Genomic DNA, 21,851 nt, shown 5'->3' on the forward strand with positions numbered 1-21,851 from the left:
CGCCGCGGCGGCGCGGTGCCGACCGTTTCATCTGGATAGCCGTCATCGCCGCCGCCATCGCCGTGGCCGCCATCGCATTCGGTTACCTGCGCGACAAGGAGGAGGCACAGGACGAACAGTATATCGAACAGCCCGCAAACCCGCAGACCGACGCTGCGGCGGCACAACCCGAACAACCCATTACGGAATAAATGACGGATATCACTACAGTCAAACAGCGCTTCGGCATCATCGGCACTTCGGAACTTTTAGACCGGGCGCTGGAGGTCGCCGTGCGCGTGGCTCCGACCGACCTCACGGTACTCGTCACGGGCGAGAGCGGCGTGGGCAAGGAGTTCTTCCCGCAGGTCATACACGCCTATTCGGCGCGCAAACACAATAAATATATAGCCGTCAACTGCGCGGCAATTCCCGAGGGGACGATCGACTCGGAGCTCTTCGGTCACGAGAAAGGCTCGTTCACCGGGGCGCTCGAAGCCCGCAAGGGCTATTTCGAAGAGGCCGACGGGGGAACGATTTTCCTGGACGAGGTCGCCGAGCTCCCGCATCCGACGCAGGCGCGCCTGCTGCGCGTGCTGCAGACGGGCGAGTTCATCCGCGTCGGCTCGTCGAAGGTGCAGAAAACCGATGTCCGCGTCGTCGCCGCCACGAACATGAACCTGCAGCAGGCGATTGCTTCGGGCCGCTTCCGCGAGGATCTCTATTACCGGTTGAGCACGGTGCCGATCATCGTCCCGGCGCTGCGCGAGCGGCCGCAGGACATTCCGCTGCTGTTCCGCAAATTCGCCGCCGACGTGGCCGTGCAGTACCGCATGCCCGTTGTGACGCTCGACGCCGCGGCGCGCGAAATGCTGATGCGCTATTACTGGCGGGGCAATATCCGCCAGCTTAAAAACGTTGCAGAACAGATATCGGCCATCGAGCAGGCCCGCCTCATTACGCCCGACGTGCTGGCCAGATACCTGCCGCCCCAGGGAGGGGGAGCCCCTGCGCCGATGGGCGGCGTGCAGGCCGACGATACGATGTCTTCCGAGCGCGAACTGCTCTACAAGGTGCTTTTCGACATGCGGGCCGACATCAACGACCTGAAGCGGATGATGTCCGAAATGATGCACAATGTGCAGGCGCCCTGCGGGGAGCCCGTGCACGACATCAAGGCCCTGCTGCCGACCACCGCCCAGAGTTCGGCGCCCGTGTATGCCGGTTCCGTCCCGGTCTTCGCCGAGAGCGAGGAGGTGACCGACGAACCGCCGCGCGAGATGACCAAGGCCGACATGCAGCGCGAGCAGATTGTCCGCGCCCTGCGCCGCAACAACGGCCGCCGCCGCGAAGCCGCCGCCGAGTTGTTTATGTCCGAGCGCACGCTCTACCGCAAAATCAAGGAGCTGGGCATCGAAGAGGAGTAGGGCCGCGGCGCACACCGGAAACGGCGGGCGGCGCCGCCCGGAAAATAGAATTTTTTGTAGCATGAAGATAAAACTCGCAATTGCGGCCCTCTGTGCCGCCCTGCTTACGGGCTGCGGCGTGGCCATCAAATATTCGCTGTCGGGAGCCTCCATCCCGCCCGATGCCAAGACGTTCAGCGTGGCCTATTTCCCCAACAACGCGACGATGGTGGCGCCGATTTTGAGTTCGACGCTCACCGACGCGCTCGTCGACATGTTCACGCGCCGCACGCGCCTGATGCAGGTCGAGGAGGGGGGCGACTTCGCTTTCGAGGGCGAGATTACCAATTATACGTCGGTCACGGCGTCGGTGTCGAGCGACGACTACGCGCTGCTGAACCGCCTGACCATTACGGTCAAGGTGCGCTTCACCAACGCCCTGGACGAAAAGATGTCGTTCAACCGCACCTTTACGGCCTACGAGGACTACGACTCGACGAAGCTGCTGACCGAGGTCGAGGGCGAGCTGATTCCCCAAATCGTCGACAAGCTGGTTACGGACATCTTCCAGGCTTCGGCTTCGAACTGGTAAACGACGGCGGAAATGGCTGACCTGAAACGATATATCGCATCGCCGGGCGGGAAGAAGCCCGCAGTGGAGGAGTTGGATGCATTGATTGCGTGCTATGAATGGTTCGATTTGGCCCGCATCGTGCGCGAGGTGGTGAGCGGCGCGGAAGACCCGCGGCTGGCGGTGACGGCCCCGTGGCGGGCGCAGAGTTCGCTGCGCGCGGCGCAGATCGATGCTGCCGCCGTGCTCCGGCTTTCGTCCGACGACATCATCGACCGCTTCCTGCAGGAGGAAGACCTGCGCATCGTGGCCGCCGGGGACGATCCCGGGGGGGAGGAGGTGCGCACCGAAGCCGAGCTGGACGACGACGACGAGGTGGTGAGCGAGGAACTGGCGGAAATCTATCTCGCGCAGGGGCTTCGTGACAAGGCCATAGCGATTTATCGTAAATTAAGTTTGCTAAATCCCGAAAAAAGTGTTTACTTTGCCACGCTAATTGGCAAATTGGAAAACAATAATTAAAATTCAACGATATGTTATACACGATTTGCATTGCCCTGATACTCGTTGCCAGCGTGCTTGTGATCCTTGCGGTATTGGTGCAGAACCCCAAAAGCGGCATGGCCGCCAATTTCGGCGCGTCGAACCAGGTGATGGGCGTGCGCGAAACTTCGGACTTCCTTGAGAAATTCACATGGACGATGGCCATTGCGATCGTCGTGTTGAGCCTGGCCGCTACGCTGGCTATGGACCGGGGCCGCGTTGCCACGAGCAACAGCGAGATTTCGAAAGACGTCAAGGCGCTTCAGGAACGCGTTATCGACGCCGAGGCACCCGCTACGATGCCGCAGGCCGAGATTCCCGCTGCCGGACAGACCGAGCAGGAGCAGGCCGAATAAGGGCCGGGCGCCTGTGGGCGGGCCGTCCGAAAGGCCGGCGGATAAAATGACCGTGGATTTTTTCCGCGGTCTTTTTTTTGTGCCCGCAGGCGGGTATGGGAAATCCGTTTCGGGGCCGGTTTCGGAGGTGCAGGGGGATAACGGGGCGGGAGGCGTTTGTTGCGGCCTCCTGTTCGGAGGCGGGGTGTGCGGGACGGTGCCTGCGCCTTTGCGACCGATTCTGCTTCTTGCCGGGAGTGGTTAGGGGCAGGGAAAGTCAGTTATGGCTCCGGTTCGGGGGCGGGGTGCGCAGAAAGGTGCCTGTCCGTGTCGCGCCGGGGGGATTTGACGCAAGGGCGGTTTATGGTTGCGGGTCTGTTGCAGTTTCGCGGCGGGATGTGAGGTGCCGGCGCTGTTGTACTTCCGGATGCTTTGCGTGCGGGTTGGTGTTGTGCCGCTGTTTTTGCGCTGGACAGTGCTGCGGGGCGGTGCCGCGGACGGGTTGTCCCGGGCGTGTCAATGACGGCAGCCCTATAACGGCCCGGTGGCAGCGGTACGATTCGCCCGGGGATTTTGGCGCTCCGGTTCCGTACCGCCGTGCCGCGGCATGGGTTGCAGCGCCAGGCTGGGCGGCTGGCTGCCATCTGGCCCGCACCGAGTTGCATGATGTCGTGACGGCCCGAAACGGTCAGCACCCAACAGCGGAAGCCTCCTGCGGGAATGCGATGGTAAAAAATCTTTCGAATGATTCGCGGATTAAGAAATATTTTTATCCTTGTGGCTTTGGAGAATAATTTTTATCTTTGTTGTCTGCGGTGAGAAACCTTTTTTGCTTTCCGTTGCTGATTTTTAAATCATTTTCCCTTATGAAATCCAAACCTTATGTAAAGTTCGCCACCGTGCTGTGTATGCTCGCAGCCGTTGCGTGCGGCGGAGCTCCGCAGCGTTCCGGCGATGTCGCGCTCTACCTCGACGAGTCGCAGCCGCTTGAGAAGCGTGTCGCGGATGCCCTCGCGCGTATGACGCTCGAAGAAAAAGTGGCGCTGCTGCATGCGCAGTCGAAATTCTCCTCGGCAGGCGTTCCGCGCCTGGGCATTCCCGAAGTGTGGTGTACCGACGGCCCTCACGGCATCCGCCCCGAAGTGTTGTGGGACGAATGGGACCAGGCGGGCTGGACGAACGATTCGTGCACGGCCTTTCCGGCGCTGACGTGCCTCGCCGCCACGTGGAATCCCGAAATGTCGGCGCTCTACGGCCGTTCCATCGGCGAGGAGGCCCGCTACCGCGGCAAAGACGTGCTGCTCGGCCCCGGGGTGAACATCTACCGCACGCCGTTGAACGGCCGCAACTTCGAGTACATGGGCGAAGACCCGTATCTCTCGTCGCGCATGGTCGTGCCCTATGTGCAGGGCGTGCAGCAGAACGGCGTGGCGGCCTGCGTGAAGCATTTCGCCGTCAACAACCAGGAGGTGCAGCGGCATAAGGTGGACGTGGTGCTCGACGACCGTGCCCTGAACGAAATCTACCTGCCCGCTTTCAGGGCGGCGGTGCAGCAGGGCGGCGCGTGGGCCATCATGGGCGCCTACAACAAATACAAGGGCGAGCATTGCTGCCACAACCGCTACCTGCTGAACGACATCCTCAAACGCAACTGGGGGTTCGACGGCGTGGTAATCTCGGACTGGGGCGGCGTGCACGACACCCGTGAGGCGATCTTCAACGGGCTGGACATGGAGTTCGGCACGTGGACGGACGGCCTGAACTGGGGTGCGACCAATGCCTACGACAACTATTACCTGGCGCGGCCCTACCTCGAACTGCTGCGCAAGGGCGAGGTCGGCACCGAAGAGCTGGACGACAAGGCGTCCCGCGTGTTGCGCCTGATTTTCCGCACGTCGATGAACAGCCGCAAACCGTTCGGCTCGCTTTGCTCGCCCGAGCACAATGCGGCTGCGCGGCGTATCGCCGGCGAGGGAATGGTGCTGCTCCGCAACGAGGGCGGCGTGCTGCCCGTCGACCTGTCGAAAGTGAAGACCATTGCCGTCGTGGGCGAGAATGCCGTGAAGATGATGACCGTCGGCGGAGGCTCCTCGTCGCTCAAGGTGAAACACGAATGCACGCCCCTGGAAGGCATTCGCGCGGCGGTGGGCGACCGGGCCGGGGTAATTTACGAGCGCGGCTATGTGGGCGACGTGACGGGCGACTACAACGGCGTGGTGACGGGGCAGGATTTGAGTGAAAAGCGTTCCGCCCGGGCCCTGATTGATGATGCCGTCGCTGCGGCGCGCAGGGCCGACGCCGTGATTTTCATCGGCGGGCTGAACAAGAGCGACCACCAGGACAGCGAGGGCGCCGACCGCCTGCAGCTGGGGCTGCCCTACGGACAGGACGAGGTGATCGAAGCCCTTGCCGCGGCCAATTCCAACCTTGCCGTGGTGCTCGTTTCGGGCAACGCCGTGGCGATGCCGTGGGTGGAGCGCGTGCCTGCCGTCCTGCAGGCCTGGTATTCCGGTTCCGAGGCCGGAAATGCATTGGCCGACGTGGTTTTCGGTGCGGTCAATCCCTCGGGCAAACTGCCGTTTACATTCCCGGCGCGGCTGGAGGACTGCGGCGCGCACGCCGCGGGTGAATATCCCGGCGACGGCGAGCGGGTGGTCTACCGCGACGGCATCTTCGTGGGATACCGCTGGGCCGAGAAAGAGAACATAAAGCCCCTCTTCGCATTCGGACACGGGTTGAGTTACACGACGTTCGCGTACGGCGGGGTCGAAAGCGACCGCACGTCGCTCACGGCTTCGGGCAAACTCCGCGTCCGGGTCGACGTGACCAATACGGGCAGCCGCGAGGGGGCCGAAGCGGTGCAGCTTTACATCGGCGATGAGGAGTCGTCGCTGCCGCGTCCGGTCAAAGAGCTCAAGGGCTTCGAAAAGGTACGCCTCGCACCCGGGGAAACCCGCACCGTGACGTTCGACATTACGCCCGACATGCTCGGGTATTACGACGATGCCAAAGGTGCGTGGGTCGTCGAACCCGGCGAGTTCACGGCCTATGTCGGGGCTGCGTCCGACGATATTCGGGGCCGCGTCGTGTTTACGCTCAAATAGCCGGCCCGCGATACGATATGAAAACCCCCGTCCTGTTGCAGGGCGGGGGTTGGTGTTTCCGGGCGGGGCCGGATGAGGTTTGTGTTTGCCGGCAGTTTCGCGTTCCCGGACGGGAGCCTGTCGGGTATTTCCCGCGGCGGCCGTTCGAATCGGTACAGGCGCTGCGGGCGTGTTTGTCCTGTGCGGCAGTCAGGGGCTATTTCGTTCCAATCCAGTACAGGACGTGCCGCCGCAGGGGATCTCCCTCGGGCAGGGCCGGGTGGTTGAAATGCCCGACGCAATCCATGCCGAGTTTCTGCATGACGCGCTGCGAGCGCTGGTTTCCCACCGTGGTGAACGCTATCACCTCGTCGATGCCGAGTTTTCCGGCGAGTGCAAGGCAGCTTCGCGCCGCTTCGGCGGCGTAGCCGTTGCCCCAGGCGTCGGCGCGCAGCCGCCAGCCGATTTCGATTTGGCCGCAGAGGCCGTCGAAAGTCACGCGGTGCAGTCCGGTGTATCCCAGCAGCAGCCCGTCCGAGATGCGCTCGACGGCATACAGGCCGAACGCTTCAGTCTGGAATTCGTCGCGGATGCGTTCGAAGAATGCCAGGGATTGTTCCGGCGTCAGCGGTGCCGGAAAATACTCCATGACGCGGGGATCGGCATTCATCGCCGTAAATGCCCCGAGGTCCGTGTCCCTCCATGCGCGCAGTACGAGGCGTGGTGTCGGTGCGGGAAAGATCATAAGCAATTGGTTGATAGGGTGAATACTGTACTGTCGTCGGGCGGCGGAAGGGTATTTCGCCCTTGCGGGGTGGGTCTTTTCCGTATTGCGGCCGGGGTGCTGCTTTCGCGCCCGTCCTGCCTGACGTAGTGTTTGTCTTTTATTCCGGAACTCTGCGCTTCGGCATTTCAGCGCGGGTTTTACGTTTCCGCCGGGAACAACTGCCTGCGGTTTTTTGTTTTCGGCCGTGTTTTCGGCCTCCGCCGGGAGATTCATGTTCCTGTCCGGGATGTGGGCGTTTGTCGGGAAGAGGTTCTGTCGGCGGGCTTGGCTGTTGTCCGTGCTTTCGGCTGTTGCGGGGCGGGATTCCCGGCCGGGGCGTTTGGCCGTTTATCTGCCGGTTCGTCCGGCAGGGCGGCGTGATTTGCGGACGGCAGCCGGCTTGTCCGCCGGGCGCCGGGGAGGGGCGAATCCGCCGGGCCGTTTACTCCGCCACCTCTTTTTTCGAGCGTTTGCGGGTGTTGATTGTCAGGTAGCGTTGCAGGGTCTGCTGCAGGCGTACGGGGTCGATGTCGCGGCGGAGCTCCCCGCCCTGCGCTATCGAGATGCCGCCCGTTTCCTCCGATACGACCACGATGATGGCGTCCGAGATTTCGCTCATGCCGATTGCCGCGCGGTGGCGTGTGCCGTAGGATTTGGGTACGTCGCTCTGCGTCACGGGCAGGATGCACTTTGCGGCTACGATGCGGTCGCCCTCGATGAGGGCGGCGCCGTCGTGCAGCGGGGCGTTTTTGAAGAAGATATTGCGTATCAGCGGGGTCGAAACCTTGGCGTCGAGCGCGATGCCGCCCTCGGCAATCAGCCGCAAATCGCTCTGCTGGCCGATGACGATCAGCGCCCCGGTTTTCGTTTCCGACATTTCGCGGCAGGCCGTGACTATCGGCACGACGTTGGTCTGCACCGTGTCGTCGCCCGTCGAGAAGATGCGGGTGATGAAGTTGAAGTGCTTCTGCCGCATTCCGATCATCTGCAGGAAGCGCCGCAGTTCGGGCTGGAATACGATGATCAGCGCGATGGCCCCCACCGAAATCAACTGTCCGAGGATGGTCGACAGCAACTCCATGTTGAGCGTCCGCACGACCACCCACAACAGGTAGATGGCGATGATGCCCGAGAGGATATAGGGCGCGTTGGTACCCTTGGTCATGCGGTAAATCCAGTACATGATCATGGCGACCAGGATGATGTCTATGAAATCGACGAATGTGAACGGAACGAAACCCATTGCTGTTGGTTGTGTGTTGCTGTTAGTTTTCCTGCAAATGTATAAAAAAATACGGACTTTCCGCGGGGTTGGCGTCAATATGTCGTCCGAGGGGCAGTCCGGCGGTCGTTCCCGGTGTTTTTGCGGCTGCGGGGGCGGTTGCCGCCGCGGTGCGTTCGGCCGCTTTCTATGCGATTAACCGCTCGCACGGCATCGGTGCGGCCTGCCGGAGGAAGGCAAAGGCGCTGTGGGCGCGTCCCGCGGCGTTCCGGGTGCCGCTTATATTTGCCGCTCCGGATGCCGCCTTCCCATGCCGTTCCCGAGGTGCCGGATAGCGTTTGCGGACGAAGTGCCGGATGTCGTTCCGCAGGTTGTTCCGTATGCCGTTTCCGTGTGTTGATTTCGGATGCCTTTCCCTGATGTTGTTCCGGGGGCAGTTCGCGCAGTTGCATCTGCCCGCAGGCTTTCCCAAAGGCGGATAAACAAAGCCGCCCCGGATTCCGGGGCGGCCTGTGCATGCGGAATGCGAACGATTCCTTATTTCTTGGCCTCCTTTTTATCGGCGGCGTACAACTCGTTGACCTTGGCCAGTACGGCGGGCGTGATGTTGAGCGTCGAATCGGCGTCGATCAGGGCCGTGGCGTTGATAATGAGTTTATATTTCTTGTCGGCGTTGATGTCCTGCACGGCGCGGTGCAGCAAATCCTGTGCGCGGTTGGTGAAGACGTAGTTCTCTTCGTCGAGCGCCTGTGCCTCTTTCTGCGCCGAGTTCTGGTAGGAAGCCACGCGCCGCTCGATGCTCTGCTGCTGTGCCTGGGCATCGTTGGTCGTAATCAGTCCTTTCTGGTATTTCTCCTGCAGCTGCGCTGCTTCGGCCTGCAGGTTCTTTTCTTTCTGGGCCCAGCTCTTCTGTGCCTTCTGGGTCTTTTCCTGCAGTGCTGCGCCTTCGTTCAGGAAAAGGTCGCACTGTGCCAGTACGGCTTCAACCTGCACATAGGCAATGTCGCTCGAGCCGACTTCGCGGGCTGCCTCCCCGGCAACGGCCGTTTCGGTGGTTTTCGTGCCGCAGGCCGTCATGGCGCAAGCCGCAACGAGCGCCGTAAAAAGCATTTTTTTCATGTCGTTTTTTATCGGTTTTAGTTAATTATTCCGCTTTTGAATCACAAAGGTAAAAAAAAATCTTTATTTTTGCCCCACGCCTTGTAAATTTTGATTCCATGTACGAATACATCAGCGGATCGGTGGCCGAAGTGGCTCCCGCATATGCAGTTATCGATGCCGGCGGGGTCGGCTATTACCTCCATATCTCACTCGAAACTTTTTCGGCCATCGAGCATGTCGAAAACGCCCGTTTGTACGTGCACTACGTCGTGCGCGAGGACGCCCAGATTCTCTACGGTTTCGCCACCCGCGTCGAACGCGAATTGTTCCGACACCTGATCAGCGTTTCGGGCGTGGGAGGCAATACGGCCCGCATGATTCTCTCGACCTACTCGCCGCGCGAGTTGCAGGGGATCATCACCTCGGGGAATGCCGTGCTGCTCAAGAACGTCAAGGGGCTGGGGTTGAAAACGGCCCAGAAAATCATTGTCGAGCTGAGCGGCAAACTCACGGGGCTGGTCGAGGGCGAGGCGGCTGCAATATCCTCTGCCAGTGGCGAATCGATAGACGAGGCGCTCGCCGCGCTAATCATGCTGGGATTTGCGAAGGCCGCGGCCGAGAAGGCGCTGCGCGGCATTGTGCGTGAAAATCCCGCCGCCTCGGTCGAGGATTTGGTGCGAATGGCCTTAAAATGCCTGTGAAAAAGCCTTTTTTGTCAACAAAAACGAAAAATACCTCCACCTCAGGTTTGGTTTGGTGGATTATTTGCTATACATTTGCGGCAAATTATTTCCTGTTAAATGTGTAACAAATGGAAGAGGCGCTCCCAATTGGTTTTATTATTATCCTGTTCGGTGTTTTCGCTGCGGCCGTCGTAGTTGCGATTCTGGCCTATGTGCTGAAACAACGGCGTATACAACGGTTGAAAAATCCCCGAAAGGATTATTACCGGTAAGGTTACAGGCGGCTTCGGCCGTCTTTTTTTTGTGCCCGGTATGCTAACCGGGCGTTTTTTTCCGTTTCATGCTTTAAAATCGGATTGTTTTTGTAAATTTGCACGATTATACGACGATGAAAAGACTGTTCGCCCTCATACTCGCGCCCCTCGTGCTGGCTGCCGGATGTTCCGAAGACGAGGATATCCTGCCCGCACAAAAGGATAAGATTGTTTCTTACCTCAAGGGGACGCATACGCCCAACCTCGTGGCCGAGGCCGATGTGGAGGAGGGGAGCAACCAGCCCTATTATACGGTTTCGGGCGATGCGGTCTACCGTTATATCCAGGATCTCTACAACCCCGACCGCGTGAACTGGACGGAGGTGACGGGCGCATCGACGGTCACCATTACCTTCCGGGCCTATGTCTTTAACTATGCGAACATCGTAACGACGGGTTCGACCATGACGATGCCCTATTATACGAACGACCCGGTGCTGAAAGCCGCTTTCGAGCAGGCAGGCCTCAATACCGAGTGGTGGTCGTTCGAACCGCTGACAATCGATATGAAACATCCCGGCATACTAAAAGGGCTTTCCGATGCGTTACTTGGTTGTCGCGAGGGCGACACCGTTGAGGCGTATATGACTTATAACATGGCGTATGGCGACGATCATTTCGGCATAATCCCGAAAGAGAGTCCCGTGGCCTGGTTTTTTACGGTAAACAGTGTTGAGTAAAATACAAACCGAATATATGAAATTTATCTCTCGTTTTTTATGCGTGCCGGTCGCCGGCCTTCTGGTGCTGTCCTCCTGTGCGAAAGACGAAACGGAATCGTATCCCGAAATCGAAAATCAGGCGCTCGAGGCGTGGATGACGCAGCATCGCAGCGATTTGGTCGATAACAAGCAGGCTGTCGGCGATTACTATGTCGATATTCTCGACGCCGGCCATCCGGACGCCGCACCGCTGGGCGACAAGGCGATCTGGGTGTCGTTCGACTTCTCGGGCCGCGATTTGAGCGGTAATATCATCCTCACGCGCCAGGCGGGCGACGCCAAACTGGCGGGGTCGTTCTCCAAATACACCCACTATGTGCCGTTTTACCGCTACTGCGGTACGGAGAATACGGGGCTGATGGAGGGTACCTGGCTGGCGATGCGCAACACGCTGACGCTCGGCGACGACTACTTTACCGCCAACAAAGAGCGCCTGGGCATCACCGTTCCCGAGGTGAAATTGCGTTACGGTTCGAAAATCAGGCTTTACATGCCGTCGTCGGTGGTCGGCAACGGTGTCGAGGGCACCGGCGGTTACGAGGGGCAGACGGGGTATTCGTTGAGTGCCAAACGCCCGTTCATCGTCACGATGGAGATATGCGATACGGTCAGCAACCCGGTCGAGCGCGAAGGCACGAATGTCGACGAATTCTGCGAGAACAACGGCGGACTGCAGGTATACAGCAAGGCCGAGGACGACAACGATACGGAGGCGGTACAGAAACCCGAAGACCTTGAAGACCCCGAGCATCCCTACAACGAAACCTCCAAGCGCTGGGTCAGCGCCTGCGACTCGGTTCCGCAGGTCTACGTCAACGTGCGCTACAATCCGGCCAATGCCGAAGACCTGTTGAAATTCGAGGCTCCCTATCATGTCGGATACGAACCTTATGTGAATCCCGGTTCCGTGACGGAAATCGATAGGCAGATCGCCGAGGCGCTGAAAAAGCGTTTCCACGAGGGCGACGATGCCGAGGAGTATGTCGGCGTCAAGGCGCTCGAGGCCGACTCGGTGAAACTCGACGGGACGGCCAAAATCTGGTATATCGGCCGCTTCTTGGACGGCTTCATCTTCGATACGAACATCGACGAGGTCAAGGAAATCATCTACGGCGAGGTCAAGACTGCGGGTACGGCACTTTCTTATACGCCCGAAAGCGGCGGTATGATTCAGGCGTTCTACTACACCATTCCCAACCTCAAGTACGGCCAGTGGGCGGAGCTGATCACCACCTCGACCAACGCCTACGGGTCGTCGGGCAAGAGCGGCACGTCGAGTTCCTCGTCCTCTTCGTCGAGCGGGTATTCGCAGAGTTACCTCGATTATATCAACTACCTGAATTACGCCAACAGCTATTACGGCAGCGGCGGTTATTACGGCGGTTACTACGGCGGCTATTACGGCGGGTACGGCGGCTATTACGGCGGTATGTACGGCAGCGATTACGGGTACGGATACGATAGCTCGGATACGGGCTCGACCGTTACCACCATCAGCACCGAAATTCCCCCGTTCGCCCCGCTTATTTTCCAGTTGTACATCGAGCCGAAAGAGTAATTTTCCCGGCTTCCGGATACGAAAAGCCGTCCTTTCCATCGGATAAGGACGGCTTTTTTTTCGGTTTCGTTCGCGTTGCGTTTTTATTTCATTTTTTAAGGCAGAAATTTTGCAGTTCCGTAAAATTGTATTAATTTAGTGATGCAGAACTTCAACTTAAAATTCAACGGATATGATTATCACATTTAACGAGTTGCGCCGCATCAAGGACAGGCTGCCCAGTGGCAGCTCGCAACGCATTGCAGATGAGTTAGGAATCGACGTAGATACCGTCCGCAACTATTTCGGGGGCAAACACGAATCGCGGGAATGCGTAGGTGTTCACTTCGAACCGGGACCGGACGGCGGCGTTGTTACGCTGGACGATACGACGATCCTCGATGTTGCAATGCGTATCCTGGGCGAGCAAAAATAATTACTTGTCATATGCGGCTTTCGGGCCGTGTCGTCAGGTCTGCGTTTCCGCAGGCCTGCTTTTTTTGTGTCAGGCGGTTCCGGGCGGCAGGGGGGGCCGGCGCGGCCTCTTGCAGGACGGAGGCGAAGGTGCCGCTTTTTCTGCACCGTCCGTTCCGGGCTGCAGGTGCCGCGGACGTTCGCTGTTGCAGGCGGAATGCAGAGAACTTTTCCGTTCCGGGATTGTTGCCGGGCGGCGCTTTTCGCTCCGTTTTCGGAGGTCGGACGGTGCTGTGTCGGGGAGCCGGCCGGGCGGCGCAGGGTGGTAACAGGCCGGACACCTCCGTTTAGGCCGTCCTCGTTCCGGGGCATCCTTTCGAACACACGCTTCCGGACACTTATTTCCGGATAACCCCGTTTCGGGCATATCCGTTCCGGGCGCGGGTTTTGGTGCGGCATCCGTCCCCTAACTCCGAATTTGCGCCGTGCGGCAGGACAGTCACGGCACGTTCCGGTGGCCGGCGCCTCCGTGGTCGTGCGGCGTTTCTGCCAAAATAACACCTTTGCCGGGCCTGCCAAGCCCGTTATCCGGGATTCCGCCTGCCATTATGCTGACAATTTGGCAGGGATTGCCGTTTGGTACAACCTTTGTTCAAATTACGGGCGTGACCGGCAGCCGGACGAAGGCGGGCACGGCACAAGGCAGATAAGCACGAAGCAAATAATAAACAATTAAACTTATATACGATTATGGCAAAGATTATTGGTATTGATTTAGGTACTACGAACTCCTGCGTAGCAGTGATGGAGGGCAACGAGCCCGTGGTTATTCCCAACTCCGAGGGACACCGCACGACCCCGTCGGTCGTGGCTTTCACGGCGGACGGCGAGCGGAAAGTGGGCGACCCGGCGAAGCGTCAGGCCATCACCAACCCCAAGCGTACGGTTTTCTCGATCAAGCGCTTCATGGGTGAGCGTTACGATCAGGTCAAGGCCGACATCGACCGCGCCCCGTATCAAATCGTCAAGGGCGATAACAACACCCCGCGCGTCGACATCGACGGCCGCCAGTACACGCCGCAGGAAATTTCGGCCATCATTCTCCAGAAGATGAAGAAGACGGCCGAGGACTACCTCGGGCAGGAGGTGACGGAAGCCGTCATCACGGTTCCCGCCTACTTCTCCGACTCGCAGCGCCAGGCAACGAAAGAGGCGGGCGAAATCGCCGGCCTGAAAGTGCGCCGTATCATCAACGAGCCGACCGCAGCCGCACTGGCCTACGGTATGGACAAGAAGAACAACGACATGAAGATCGCCGTGTACGACCTCGGCGGCGGTACGTTCGATATTTCGATTCTCGAACTGGGCGACGGCGTTTTCGAAGTGAAATCGACCAACGGCGACACCCACCTCGGCGGCGACGACTTCGACCACGTGCTCATCGACTACATGGCCGAGGCGTTCAAGGCCGAGCACCAGATCGATTTGCGTCAGGATCCGATGGCCCTGCAGCGTCTGAAAGAGGCTGCCGAGAAGGCGAAAATCGAACTGTCGTCCTCGACTTCGACGGAGATTAACCTTCCGTATATCATGCCTGTCAACGGCATTCCGCAGCACCTGGTGATGTCGCTCACGCGCGCCAAGTTCGAGCAGTTGTGCGACCACCTGATCCGCAGGACCATCGAGCCTTGTAAACTGGCGCTGCGCGATGCGGGCCTCGAGGCGTCGCAAATCGACGAGGTGATTCTCGTGGGCGGTTCGACCCGTATTCCCGCAATCCAGAAGATTGTCGAGGAGTTCTTCGGCCGCACGCCCAACAAGAGCGTGAACCCCGACGAAGTGGTTGCCGTAGGCGCCGCAATTCAGGGCGGTGTGCTCACGGGCGAGGTGAAAGACGTCCTCCTGCTCGACGTTACGCCGCTGTCGCTGGGTATCGAAACCCTCGGCGGCGTGATGACCAAGCTCATCGACGCCAACACCACGATTCCGACCCGCAAGTCGGAGACCTTCTCGACGGCTGCCGACAACCAGCCTTCGGTGGAGATCAACGTCGTGCAGGGCGAGCGTCCGCTGGCCCGCGACAACAAGTCGATCGGCCGCTTCCACCTGGACGGCATTCCCGCCGCTCCGCGCGGTGTGCCGCAGATTGAAGTGACGTTCGACATCGACGCCAACGGTATCCTGAACGTGTCGGCCAAGGACAAGGGCACGGGCAAGGAGCAGAAAATCCGCATCGAGGCTTCGTCAGGCCTTACCGAGCAGGAGATTCAGCGTATGCGCGACGAGGCCAAGGCCAACGAGGCCAAGGACAAGGAGGAGAAGGAGCGTATCGACAAGATCAACGCGGCCGACTCGAACATCTTCGCAACGGAGAAGCAGCTCAAGGAGTACGGCGACAAGCTTCCGGCCGACAAGAAGTCGGCTATCGAGGGGGCGCTGGCCAAACTCAAAGAGGCGCACAAGAACGCCGACGTGGCGGCTATCGACACGGCCATCGCCGAACTGAACGCCGCATGGCAGGCTGCATCGCAGGACATTTACGCACAGCAGCAGGCGCAGGGCGCACAGCCCGGAGCCGATGCCGGACAGTCGCAGGCCCATGCAGGCGGCGCGTCGAACGATGCCGGCGACAGCTCGCAGCCCGAGGACGTAGAGTTCGAGGAGGTGAAGTAATATCCCGGTGTGGCAGGGTACTACAGCCGAAGGGCTTACATATACTATCCGCGGATGCGGCCCGTCGTATGGCGGGCCGCATCTTTTTTTTGGGGGGGCACCTGCCGGTTTCCGGGGTGCTTTTTTGTCGCGTGTCCGCCGGTTTTCCGGTTTTTATCGCTATCTTTGGAATACCCGCCAACTCCTTGCGTATATGAGCCGTCGTGCCATACCTGCCGTTCTCACCCTGCTGCTCCTTGCCGGCATAGTCTGCCGTGCCCAGCTTCCCGGCCGGGGGCCTGTTTTTATCCGCCTGGACTTGCCGGAGGCTTATCCCCAATACCGGAACCAGTGGGCGTATCTGTATTGCATGGTCGGGAACGACCTTACGTTGGTCGACTCGTGTTTCCTCAAAGACGATGTCCGTTCTGTCGATTTCCGGTTTGATACCGAAGCCCTGCCGGAAGAAAACAGGGCGTTTTACGAAAGGAATGAATCGGAATACCGTTATTGGTTCACTTTTGCCGCCCGCGGCCCTATCGAATTGTTTTTCTACGCCATGCCCGGCGATTCCGTCCGTGTCGAGGCCCCGATCACACGGTATGAAAGGGTGCTGGCAAACACGGTCGGTTCAGAAGCCAATGATAACTTGCACCGAAGTCTGAATGCCCAGAAAATTGCATCGGAAAATCTGGCCCGGCTGCTTATGGTCGATTCCCTGCATCGTACGGCTGCCGAACGGGACAGCATCGTTTACTACGGGAAACGGCTTTCGTACGGGATTTTCCTCGATGAAATCCGTACGACACCCTCATCCGAAAATGTTTTGACCCTATTGGGCATAATCAGGAGCCGGGCACCGGAGCAAATTACGGATTCCCTGATTGCCCGGGTGAGAACCCGGTTCCCGGAATCCGAAGCGCTCCGGCGCTATCCGGAGAGACTGAAAACGCCCTCTGCGGTCCCGTCGACGAAAAAGACCCGGGAACGGTACGGGCGTATCCTTGCCGACTGGCGGACGAAGCAGACCGACGAACTGTATATCGGGTCGGCTTTCCCGGATGCGGAGCTGCCCGACACGGCCGGTGTCCGCAGGAGCATCGTGCGGTTTTCCGGAAAACGGTTCGTGCTGGTCGATTTCTGGGCCTCGTGGTGCAAGCCGTGCCGTCGCGAGGTGCCCGGCCTGAAGCGGATTGCGGAAAGGTTCGGGGACGAACTCGACGTGTGCGCCGTTTCGCTGGACACGGATTCCGAGGCGTGGCGCGGTGCCATCGCACGCGATTCGAGCCGGATGCTGCACCATCTGCGGATGGGGCTGAAAAACCCGGCGGCGGACTCGCTGCTGAACTATTTGCCGGTCGACGGCATCCCGACAAATTTCCTGCTGGACGCACAGCGGCGGATTATCGCGATGAACCTGCGCGGGGAGAACCTCGAAATGCGGATTGCGGAGCTGCTTGCGGCCTACTGACGGTTGTTTATGCGGATTTCCGATTCGGGTTATACGGTTTGTTGCCGGAAATAGTCCTTGTCAGGTTGTCCCGGGCCTATCCCCGTTCCGCGCGCCACATGCCGTAGAGAATCAGCGCGGCCCCGGCCAGCGCGGCGGCGGTGATTCGCTCGCCGATGCAGAGCGCCGCCGTCAGGATGGTCACCAGCGGGTTGATGTAGATGTAGTTGGTCGTGCGCACGGCCCCGAGGCGGTGCATTGCGGCGTTCCACAGGATGTAGCACAGCATCGAGGCGATGATGCCCAGAAACAGCAGGTTGCCCCACACGGCAGGGCGCGCAAGCACCCCGGCATCGACCGAAAACGGCTGGAACAGAAATACCGGCAGGATGGTCAGCAGTCCGTAGAAAAAGACCTTGCGGGTGATGAAGATGGCGGGGTAGCGGCCCCCGACTCGCTTGATGACGAGCGAGTAGACCATCCACAGTAGCGCCGCCGACAGCGCCAGCAGATCGCCTCGGGGCGAGAGGTGCAGTACGAAGCGGCCGTTGAGCACGACGAGCACCATGCCTGCGAATGCCAGCGCCGAGCCTGCGACCTGTCGCCGCGTCATCCGCTCGCTGCGGTACGCGAGGCTCAACAGCAGGGCAGTCCATACGGGCGCCGTGCAGACAATCAGCGACACGTTCGAGGCCGGGGCGAATTCCAGCGCCATGTTTTCGGTCAGGAAATAGAGCGATCCTCCCGTCACGCCCGCTGCGGCCAGCGTCAGCTCGTCCCGCCATCCCGCGGCCCAAAGCCGTCCCCGCGACACGGGCCAGATGCAGGCGTAGGCGATAGCGAAACGCAGCAGGAATATCTCCGCCGGAGTCAGCGAGTTGGCGATAAGCACTTTGGTCGAAACGAACGTCGCGCCCCACACCGCCACGGTGAACAGCGCCGCGATATGATACCTGTATTCGGTATATTTTATCATACGGCTCCAAAAATACGTTTTTTTTGCCGTCCGGGCGTAAATCTTGGTGCCTAATTTCCGATTTTCAATTCTTTTTTCCTATCTTTGCGTGCTATTATGCGTAATGAAGATAATTACAACAAATAATAACAAAACTTTTTAACTCAAAATGCAAAGTAAAGGTGCTATTAAATTACTCGCGGTCCTTTTGGCACTTGCGTGTGTTTACCAGCTCTCATTCACGTTCAAGACGCGCAATGTAGAGAAAAAGGCGGCCGAGTACGCCGCACAGTTCCCCGGCGGGCTCGAGCAGCAGGCCGAGGCCGAACAGCATTACCTCGATTCGGTTCAGAACCTCCCGGTCTACAACCTCGGGTTCAAGAAGTTCACTTACAAGGAGTGTAAGGAGAAGGAGCTGAACCTGGGCCTCGACCTCAAGGGCGGTATGAACGTCATGCTGGAGGTGCAGGTTGAGGACGTCGTCAAGGCACTGGCCGGCGACAGCCAGCGCGACCCCGCGTTCGTCGAGGCGATTGCCGAGGCCAACGCGGCTTTGAAGGAGGGCACCTCGAAAGACTATATCTCCGATTTCGTAAAGGCCTACCAGCGCCTGTCGAACGGCGGTTCGCTGGCTGCGATTTTCGTAAGCCCCGACCGTAAGGACATTACGCTCGAGAGTTCCGACGCCGATGTCGAAAAGATTCTCAAGAAAGAGACCGACGCCGCCATCGCCGCGTCGTTCAACGTGCTGCGCAGCCGTATCGACCACTTCGGCGTTACGCAGCCCAACATCATGCGCCTGCCCAACTCGCACCGCATTCTGGTCGAGCTGCCGGGCGTGAAGGAGCCGCAGCGCGTGCGCGACCTGTTGCAGGGTACCGCTTCGCTCGAGTTCTGGCTGACTTACGACGCCCGCGAGGTGCTTCCCGCACTGGTCGCCGCCGATAAGTTCATCAAGGCCGAGTTGAGCGAGGCTCCCGCTGCAGCGCAGCAGGAAACCGCTTCGGTCGAGGCCGCAGTCGTGACGGAGCAGAGCGCTTCCGGCGAGGCCGAGGGGCTGATTGCCGAAATCGGGGCCGATTCGACCGCTGCCGCCGAGCAGGTAAACGCCGGCCGCTACGACCGTGCCCAGAACCCGCTGCTGGCCGTGCTCGACCCGAACTATGCGGGCGGTGCCGCCCTCGGTGCCGCGTATAAGGCCGACATGGCTGCCGTCAACGAATACCTGGCAAATCCCGCCGTGCGCGAGCTCTTCCCCGCCGACATCGAATTCAAGTGGGGTGTCAAGGGCGACGACAAAATCGACGGCCGCTATTACCTCTACGCCATCAAGGTTTCCACGCCCGACGGCAAGGCGCCGCTGGACGGCTCCGTCGTGACGAGCGCCACCGAGCAGTATGCACAGCGCGGCGCCACGGCCGAGGTTTCGATGACCATGAACGGCGAGGGTACGCAGGAATGGGCGCGTCTGACGGGCGAGAACATCGGCAAGTGCATCGCCATCGTCCTCGACGGCTATGTATACTCCGCACCCCGCGTCAACACCAAAATCGACAAGGGCTCGTCGCAGATTACGGGCGACTTCACCATCCAGGAGGCCAAGGACCTCGCCAACGTGCTCAACTCGGGTAAGGTTCCCGCGCCGGCCAAGATTATCCAGGATACCGTCGTGGGTCCCTCGCTGGGCCAGGAGTCGATCAATGCGGGTATGCTCTCGTTCGTGATTGCCTTTATCCTCGTGCTGCTCTACATGGGCCTGTTCTACAAGACCGCAGGCTGGATGTCCGACATCGCGCTGCTGACCAACGTGTTCCTGCTGATGGGCGTCCTGGTGTCGTTCGGCGCCGTGCTGACGCTGCCCGGTATCGCCGGTATCGTGCTGACGATGGGTATGGCCGTCGACGCCAACGTCATCATCTACGAGCGTATCAAGGAGGAGCTGCGCGGCGGCAAAGGCCTTTCGCTGGCTATCAAGGACGGTTTCTCGAAAGCCTATTCGGCCATCATCGACGGTAACCTCACGACCATCATCACGGGTATCGTGCTCTTCATCTTCGGTAACGGTCCGGTACAGGGCTTCGCCACGACGCTTATCATCGGTATCATCACTTCGTTCTTCAGCGCCGTGTTCATCACCCGTCTGCTGATCGAGTGGATCGTCGCCCGGTGGGGCCATATCTCCTTCTCGCGCAAGTGGTCGGAGAACTTCCTGAACAATACGCATTTCGATTTCATCCGCGTGCGCAAGGTGGGCTACATCGTCGCCGGCGTGCTGATTCTGCTGTCGTGCATCTCGTTCTTCGCCCGCGGCCTGAACCTCGGCGCCGAGTTCACCGGCGGCCGCGCCTATGTGGTTCGCTTCGACAAGCCCGTTGCCGCCGAAGAGGTGCGCTCGCGGGTCGAGGACGCTTTCTCGCAGCACGCCGACGCCGACGCTTCGGCCATCAGCTCCGAGGTGAAGCAGTACGGCCGCGAAAACCAGATGCGCATCGTGACGCAGTACCGCTACGACGACACGTCGGACGAGGCTACTGCCGACGTCGAGCAGATTATCTACAATGCCCTCAAGCCGCTCTACTCGTACGACATCACCTTCGAGCAGTTCCGCAATACGCAGACCGATGAGAACGGTATCCTGACGGCCGACAAAATCGGCCCCTCGATTGCCAAGGACATGACCTGGAACGCCATCTACTCGGTGCTCTTCTCGCTCATCGCCATCGGCCTCTACATCACGTTCCGCTTCAAGCGCTGGCAGTGGGCTTCGGGCGCCACGATTGCACTGGCGGTCAACGCCCTGTTCATCATCGGCCTCTTCTCGATGCTCTACGGCATCGTGCCTTTCAACCTCGAGGTGAACCAGGCGTTCATCGCGGCAATCCTGACGATTATCGGTTACGCCATCAACGACACGGTGGTCGTGTTCGACCGTATCCGCGAGTACCTGGGCCTCTATCCCAAGCGCAATCTCATGGAGAACGTGAACAACGCCATCAATTCGACGCTGTCGCGTACGATCAACACCTCGGGTACGACGCTCGTGACGCTGCTCGCCATCTTCTTCTTCGGCGGCGAAACCATCCGCGGCTTCATCTTCGCGCTGACGGTCGGCGTGATTGTGGGTACGGCGGCTACGATTTTCATCGCCACGCCGATTGCCTACGACCTGATGACCAAACGCAGCAAACTCGGCAAAGAGTAGCTGCTGCCTATATCCGATTAAATAAAATGGACTGCACGGTTGGTGCAGTCCATTTTATTTTTACCTTTGCATCATGGAACTTCAACGCACGATGGATAGTTTGCTGAAATGGATGCACCGCTACGTGTCGCCGGTTTTTCTGGCCCTGCTCGTGGCGTCGTTCATCCTGTGGTACATTGCGAAATTGAGCTATACCTACACGACGGGACAGACCGTGCGTGTGGATGTGGACGGGCAGGTCTTCGACGTGGCATGCACGGTCGAGGGCGTGGGTACCAACCTGTTCGGGTATCAGGTCTATATGAACAAGACGCTGCGTATCCCGCTCACGGAGCTCAAGTACAAGCGTTCGCGCGAAGAGGGGCACGAGGGGAAAATCATCATCGACCCGCAATCGCTCCAGAACGCCATTTCGAAGAAATTCAGCGACATCAAGATAACCTCCATCGACGCGGTTCCCGAGATAAATTATCCCGACAGGGAGGAATGAGCATGATGAAAGTAGGAGTTACGGGCGGCATAGGCAGCGGCAAAAGCACTGTTTGCCGCCTTTTTGCGCAGCGGGGCATTGCGGTTTACGACTCGGATGCCGCGGCCAAACGCCTGATGCGTGAGGACGCTGCGCTGCGCTGCGGGCTGACGGCCCGTTTCGGTGCGGAGACGTTCCGCGGCGGGGAGCTCGACCGGGGCTATCTGGCCGCAATCGTTTTCAGCGATCCGCAGGCGCTTGCCGACCTCAATGCGCTGGTGCATCCCGCCGTCATGCGCGATTTCGATGCCTGGGCTGCACGGCAGCAGGGGAGTTACGTGATTCTCGAGAGCGCCATCCTGTTCGAGGCCGGATTGGAAGGCAGCGTCGACAAAACCCTCGCGGTGCTCGCGCCGCGCGAGCTGCGCATCGAGCGCACCTGCCGCC

At 59.7% G+C, this 21,851-nt stretch carries 19 protein-coding genes and 1 pseudogene; 16 read left to right on the forward strand and 4 right to left on the reverse strand.

Going from position 1 to position 21,851, the window contains the following annotated elements; all coding sequences use genetic code 11:
- The 6 genes and pseudogenes from QZT71_RS09080 to QZT71_RS09105 form a co-directional block, all read left to right on the forward strand.
- Positions 1-191, forward strand: a pseudogene (locus tag QZT71_RS09080) (hypothetical protein); the annotation flags it as partial.
- Positions 192-1,406 carry a sigma-54-dependent Fis family transcriptional regulator gene (locus tag QZT71_RS09085; protein WP_295915366.1) on the forward strand — a complete coding sequence of 405 codons (1,215 nt, stop codon included), beginning with the start codon at positions 192-194 and terminating at the stop codon, positions 1,404-1,406.
- Between the two features lie 61 nt (positions 1,407-1,467).
- Entirely contained in the window at positions 1,468-1,977 is a 510-nt protein-coding gene (locus tag QZT71_RS09090) for an LptE family protein (protein WP_295915368.1), read from the forward strand.
- Positions 1,978-1,989: 12 nt separating this feature from the next.
- Positions 1,990-2,478, forward strand: coding sequence for a hypothetical protein (locus QZT71_RS09095; RefSeq protein ID WP_295915369.1), 489 nt, complete (start codon positions 1,990-1,992; stop codon positions 2,476-2,478).
- Positions 2,479-2,489: 11 nt separating this feature from the next.
- Entirely contained in the window at positions 2,490-2,855 is a 366-nt protein-coding gene (gene secG, locus QZT71_RS09100) for a preprotein translocase subunit SecG (protein WP_295915371.1), read from the forward strand.
- Between the two features lie 887 nt (positions 2,856-3,742).
- Entirely contained in the window at positions 3,743-5,938 is a 2,196-nt protein-coding gene (locus QZT71_RS09105; protein ID WP_295915393.1) for a glycoside hydrolase family 3 C-terminal domain-containing protein, read from the forward strand.
- A gap of 196 nt (positions 5,939-6,134) precedes the next feature.
- Here QZT71_RS09105 and QZT71_RS09110 read toward each other — a convergent pair whose 3' ends face one another.
- The 3 genes from QZT71_RS09110 to QZT71_RS09120 form a co-directional block, all read right to left on the reverse strand.
- Complete coding sequence (locus QZT71_RS09110) at positions 6,135-6,662, reverse strand: GNAT family N-acetyltransferase (protein ID WP_295915373.1); 528 nt, start codon at positions 6,660-6,662, stop codon at positions 6,135-6,137.
- 463 nt (positions 6,663-7,125) lie between these two features.
- Positions 7,126-7,926, reverse strand: a complete 801-nt coding sequence (cdaA, locus tag QZT71_RS09115) for a diadenylate cyclase CdaA (RefSeq protein WP_295915375.1) — start codon at positions 7,924-7,926, stop codon at positions 7,126-7,128.
- Positions 7,927-8,442: 516 nt separating this feature from the next.
- Positions 8,443-9,024 carry an OmpH family outer membrane protein gene (locus QZT71_RS09120; RefSeq protein ID WP_295915379.1) on the reverse strand — a complete coding sequence of 194 codons (582 nt, stop codon included), beginning with the start codon at positions 9,022-9,024 and terminating at the stop codon, positions 8,443-8,445.
- A gap of 98 nt (positions 9,025-9,122) precedes the next feature.
- Here QZT71_RS09120 and ruvA point away from each other — a divergent pair, with 98 nt between their 5' ends.
- From ruvA to QZT71_RS09155, 7 genes are all read left to right on the forward strand, one after another.
- The gene (ruvA, locus tag QZT71_RS09125) at positions 9,123-9,707 is read left to right on the forward strand and encodes a Holliday junction branch migration protein RuvA (protein ID WP_295915380.1); all 585 of its coding nucleotides are present in this window, start codon (positions 9,123-9,125) and stop codon (positions 9,705-9,707) included.
- A gap of 110 nt (positions 9,708-9,817) precedes the next feature.
- Positions 9,818-9,961 (forward strand): hypothetical protein, encoded by a 144-nt coding sequence (locus tag QZT71_RS09130; RefSeq protein ID WP_295915382.1) that lies wholly within the window; start codon positions 9,818-9,820, stop codon positions 9,959-9,961.
- A 116-nt stretch (positions 9,962-10,077) separates the two neighbouring features.
- Positions 10,078-10,683, forward strand: a complete 606-nt coding sequence (locus QZT71_RS09135; RefSeq protein ID WP_295915384.1) for an FKBP-type peptidyl-prolyl cis-trans isomerase — start codon at positions 10,078-10,080, stop codon at positions 10,681-10,683.
- A gap of 16 nt (positions 10,684-10,699) precedes the next feature.
- Positions 10,700-12,283 (forward strand): hypothetical protein, encoded by a 1,584-nt coding sequence (locus tag QZT71_RS09140; RefSeq protein WP_295915385.1) that lies wholly within the window; start codon positions 10,700-10,702, stop codon positions 12,281-12,283.
- Between the two features lie 172 nt (positions 12,284-12,455).
- On the forward strand, positions 12,456-12,698 hold the full coding sequence (locus tag QZT71_RS09145) for a DNA-binding protein (RefSeq protein ID WP_295915386.1): 243 nt from the start codon (positions 12,456-12,458) through the stop codon (positions 12,696-12,698).
- Between the two features lie 728 nt (positions 12,699-13,426).
- A complete protein-coding gene (gene dnaK / locus QZT71_RS09150; RefSeq protein WP_295915388.1) occupies positions 13,427-15,349 on the forward strand; it encodes a molecular chaperone DnaK in 1,923 nt (640 codons plus the stop codon).
- Between the two features lie 685 nt (positions 15,350-16,034).
- A complete protein-coding gene (locus QZT71_RS09155) occupies positions 16,035-16,799 on the forward strand; it encodes a TlpA disulfide reductase family protein (protein ID WP_295915389.1) in 765 nt (254 codons plus the stop codon).
- 76 nt (positions 16,800-16,875) lie between these two features.
- Here QZT71_RS09155 and QZT71_RS09160 read toward each other — a convergent pair whose 3' ends face one another.
- Entirely contained in the window at positions 16,876-17,754 is an 879-nt protein-coding gene (locus QZT71_RS09160; RefSeq protein ID WP_295915390.1) for a DMT family transporter, read from the reverse strand.
- Positions 17,755-17,902: 148 nt separating this feature from the next.
- Here QZT71_RS09160 and secDF point away from each other — a divergent pair, with 148 nt between their 5' ends.
- The 3 genes from secDF to coaE form a co-directional block, all read left to right on the forward strand.
- Positions 17,903-20,935, forward strand: coding sequence for a protein translocase subunit SecDF (secDF, locus tag QZT71_RS09165; RefSeq protein ID WP_295915392.1), 3,033 nt, complete (start codon positions 17,903-17,905; stop codon positions 20,933-20,935).
- A 91-nt stretch (positions 20,936-21,026) separates the two neighbouring features.
- Positions 21,027-21,425: a hypothetical protein gene (locus QZT71_RS09170; protein ID WP_295915395.1), complete on the forward strand. Its 399-nt coding sequence runs from the start codon at positions 21,027-21,029 to the stop codon at positions 21,423-21,425.
- Between the two features lie 5 nt (positions 21,426-21,430).
- Positions 21,431-21,851, forward strand: a 421-nt coding sequence (gene coaE / locus QZT71_RS09175; protein ID WP_295915397.1) for a dephospho-CoA kinase, incomplete at its 3' end; no start/stop codon positions are given.

The organism is uncultured Alistipes sp. (assembly GCF_902388705.1).
GTDB lineage: Bacteria > Bacteroidota > Bacteroidia > Bacteroidales > Rikenellaceae > Alistipes.

What these genes read in the sequence shown, in the direction of transcription:
- QZT71_RS09085 (WP_295915366.1), top strand. Translation starts at nt 192, where the DNA reads ATGACGGATATCACTACAGTCAAACAGCGCTTCGGCATCATCGGCACT.
- QZT71_RS09090 (WP_295915368.1), top strand. Translation starts at nt 1,468, where the DNA reads ATGAAGATAAAACTCGCAATTGCGGCCCTCTGTGCCGCCCTGCTTACG.
- QZT71_RS09095 (WP_295915369.1), top strand. Translation starts at nt 1,990, where the DNA reads ATGGCTGACCTGAAACGATATATCGCATCGCCGGGCGGGAAGAAGCCC.
- secG (WP_295915371.1), top strand. Translation starts at nt 2,490, where the DNA reads ATGTTATACACGATTTGCATTGCCCTGATACTCGTTGCCAGCGTGCTT.
- QZT71_RS09105 (WP_295915393.1), top strand. Translation starts at nt 3,743, where the DNA reads ATGCTCGCAGCCGTTGCGTGCGGCGGAGCTCCGCAGCGTTCCGGCGAT.
- QZT71_RS09110 (WP_295915373.1), bottom strand. Translation starts at nt 6,662, where the DNA reads ATGATCTTTCCCGCACCGACACCACGCCTCGTACTGCGCGCATGGAGG.
- cdaA (WP_295915375.1), bottom strand. Translation starts at nt 7,926, where the DNA reads ATGGGTTTCGTTCCGTTCACATTCGTCGATTTCATAGACATCATCCTG.
- QZT71_RS09120 (WP_295915379.1), bottom strand. Translation starts at nt 9,024, where the DNA reads ATGAAAAAAATGCTTTTTACGGCGCTCGTTGCGGCTTGCGCCATGACG.
- ruvA (WP_295915380.1), top strand. Translation starts at nt 9,123, where the DNA reads ATGTACGAATACATCAGCGGATCGGTGGCCGAAGTGGCTCCCGCATAT.
- QZT71_RS09130 (WP_295915382.1), top strand. Translation starts at nt 9,818, where the DNA reads ATGGAAGAGGCGCTCCCAATTGGTTTTATTATTATCCTGTTCGGTGTT.
- QZT71_RS09135 (WP_295915384.1), top strand. Translation starts at nt 10,078, where the DNA reads ATGAAAAGACTGTTCGCCCTCATACTCGCGCCCCTCGTGCTGGCTGCC.
- QZT71_RS09140 (WP_295915385.1), top strand. Translation starts at nt 10,700, where the DNA reads ATGAAATTTATCTCTCGTTTTTTATGCGTGCCGGTCGCCGGCCTTCTG.
- QZT71_RS09145 (WP_295915386.1), top strand. Translation starts at nt 12,456, where the DNA reads ATGATTATCACATTTAACGAGTTGCGCCGCATCAAGGACAGGCTGCCC.
- dnaK (WP_295915388.1), top strand. Translation starts at nt 13,427, where the DNA reads ATGGCAAAGATTATTGGTATTGATTTAGGTACTACGAACTCCTGCGTA.
- QZT71_RS09155 (WP_295915389.1), top strand. Translation starts at nt 16,035, where the DNA reads ATGGTCGATTCCCTGCATCGTACGGCTGCCGAACGGGACAGCATCGTT.
- QZT71_RS09160 (WP_295915390.1), bottom strand. Translation starts at nt 17,754, where the DNA reads ATGATAAAATATACCGAATACAGGTATCATATCGCGGCGCTGTTCACC.
- secDF (WP_295915392.1), top strand. Translation starts at nt 17,903, where the DNA reads ATGCAAAGTAAAGGTGCTATTAAATTACTCGCGGTCCTTTTGGCACTT.
- QZT71_RS09170 (WP_295915395.1), top strand. Translation starts at nt 21,027, where the DNA reads ATGGATAGTTTGCTGAAATGGATGCACCGCTACGTGTCGCCGGTTTTT.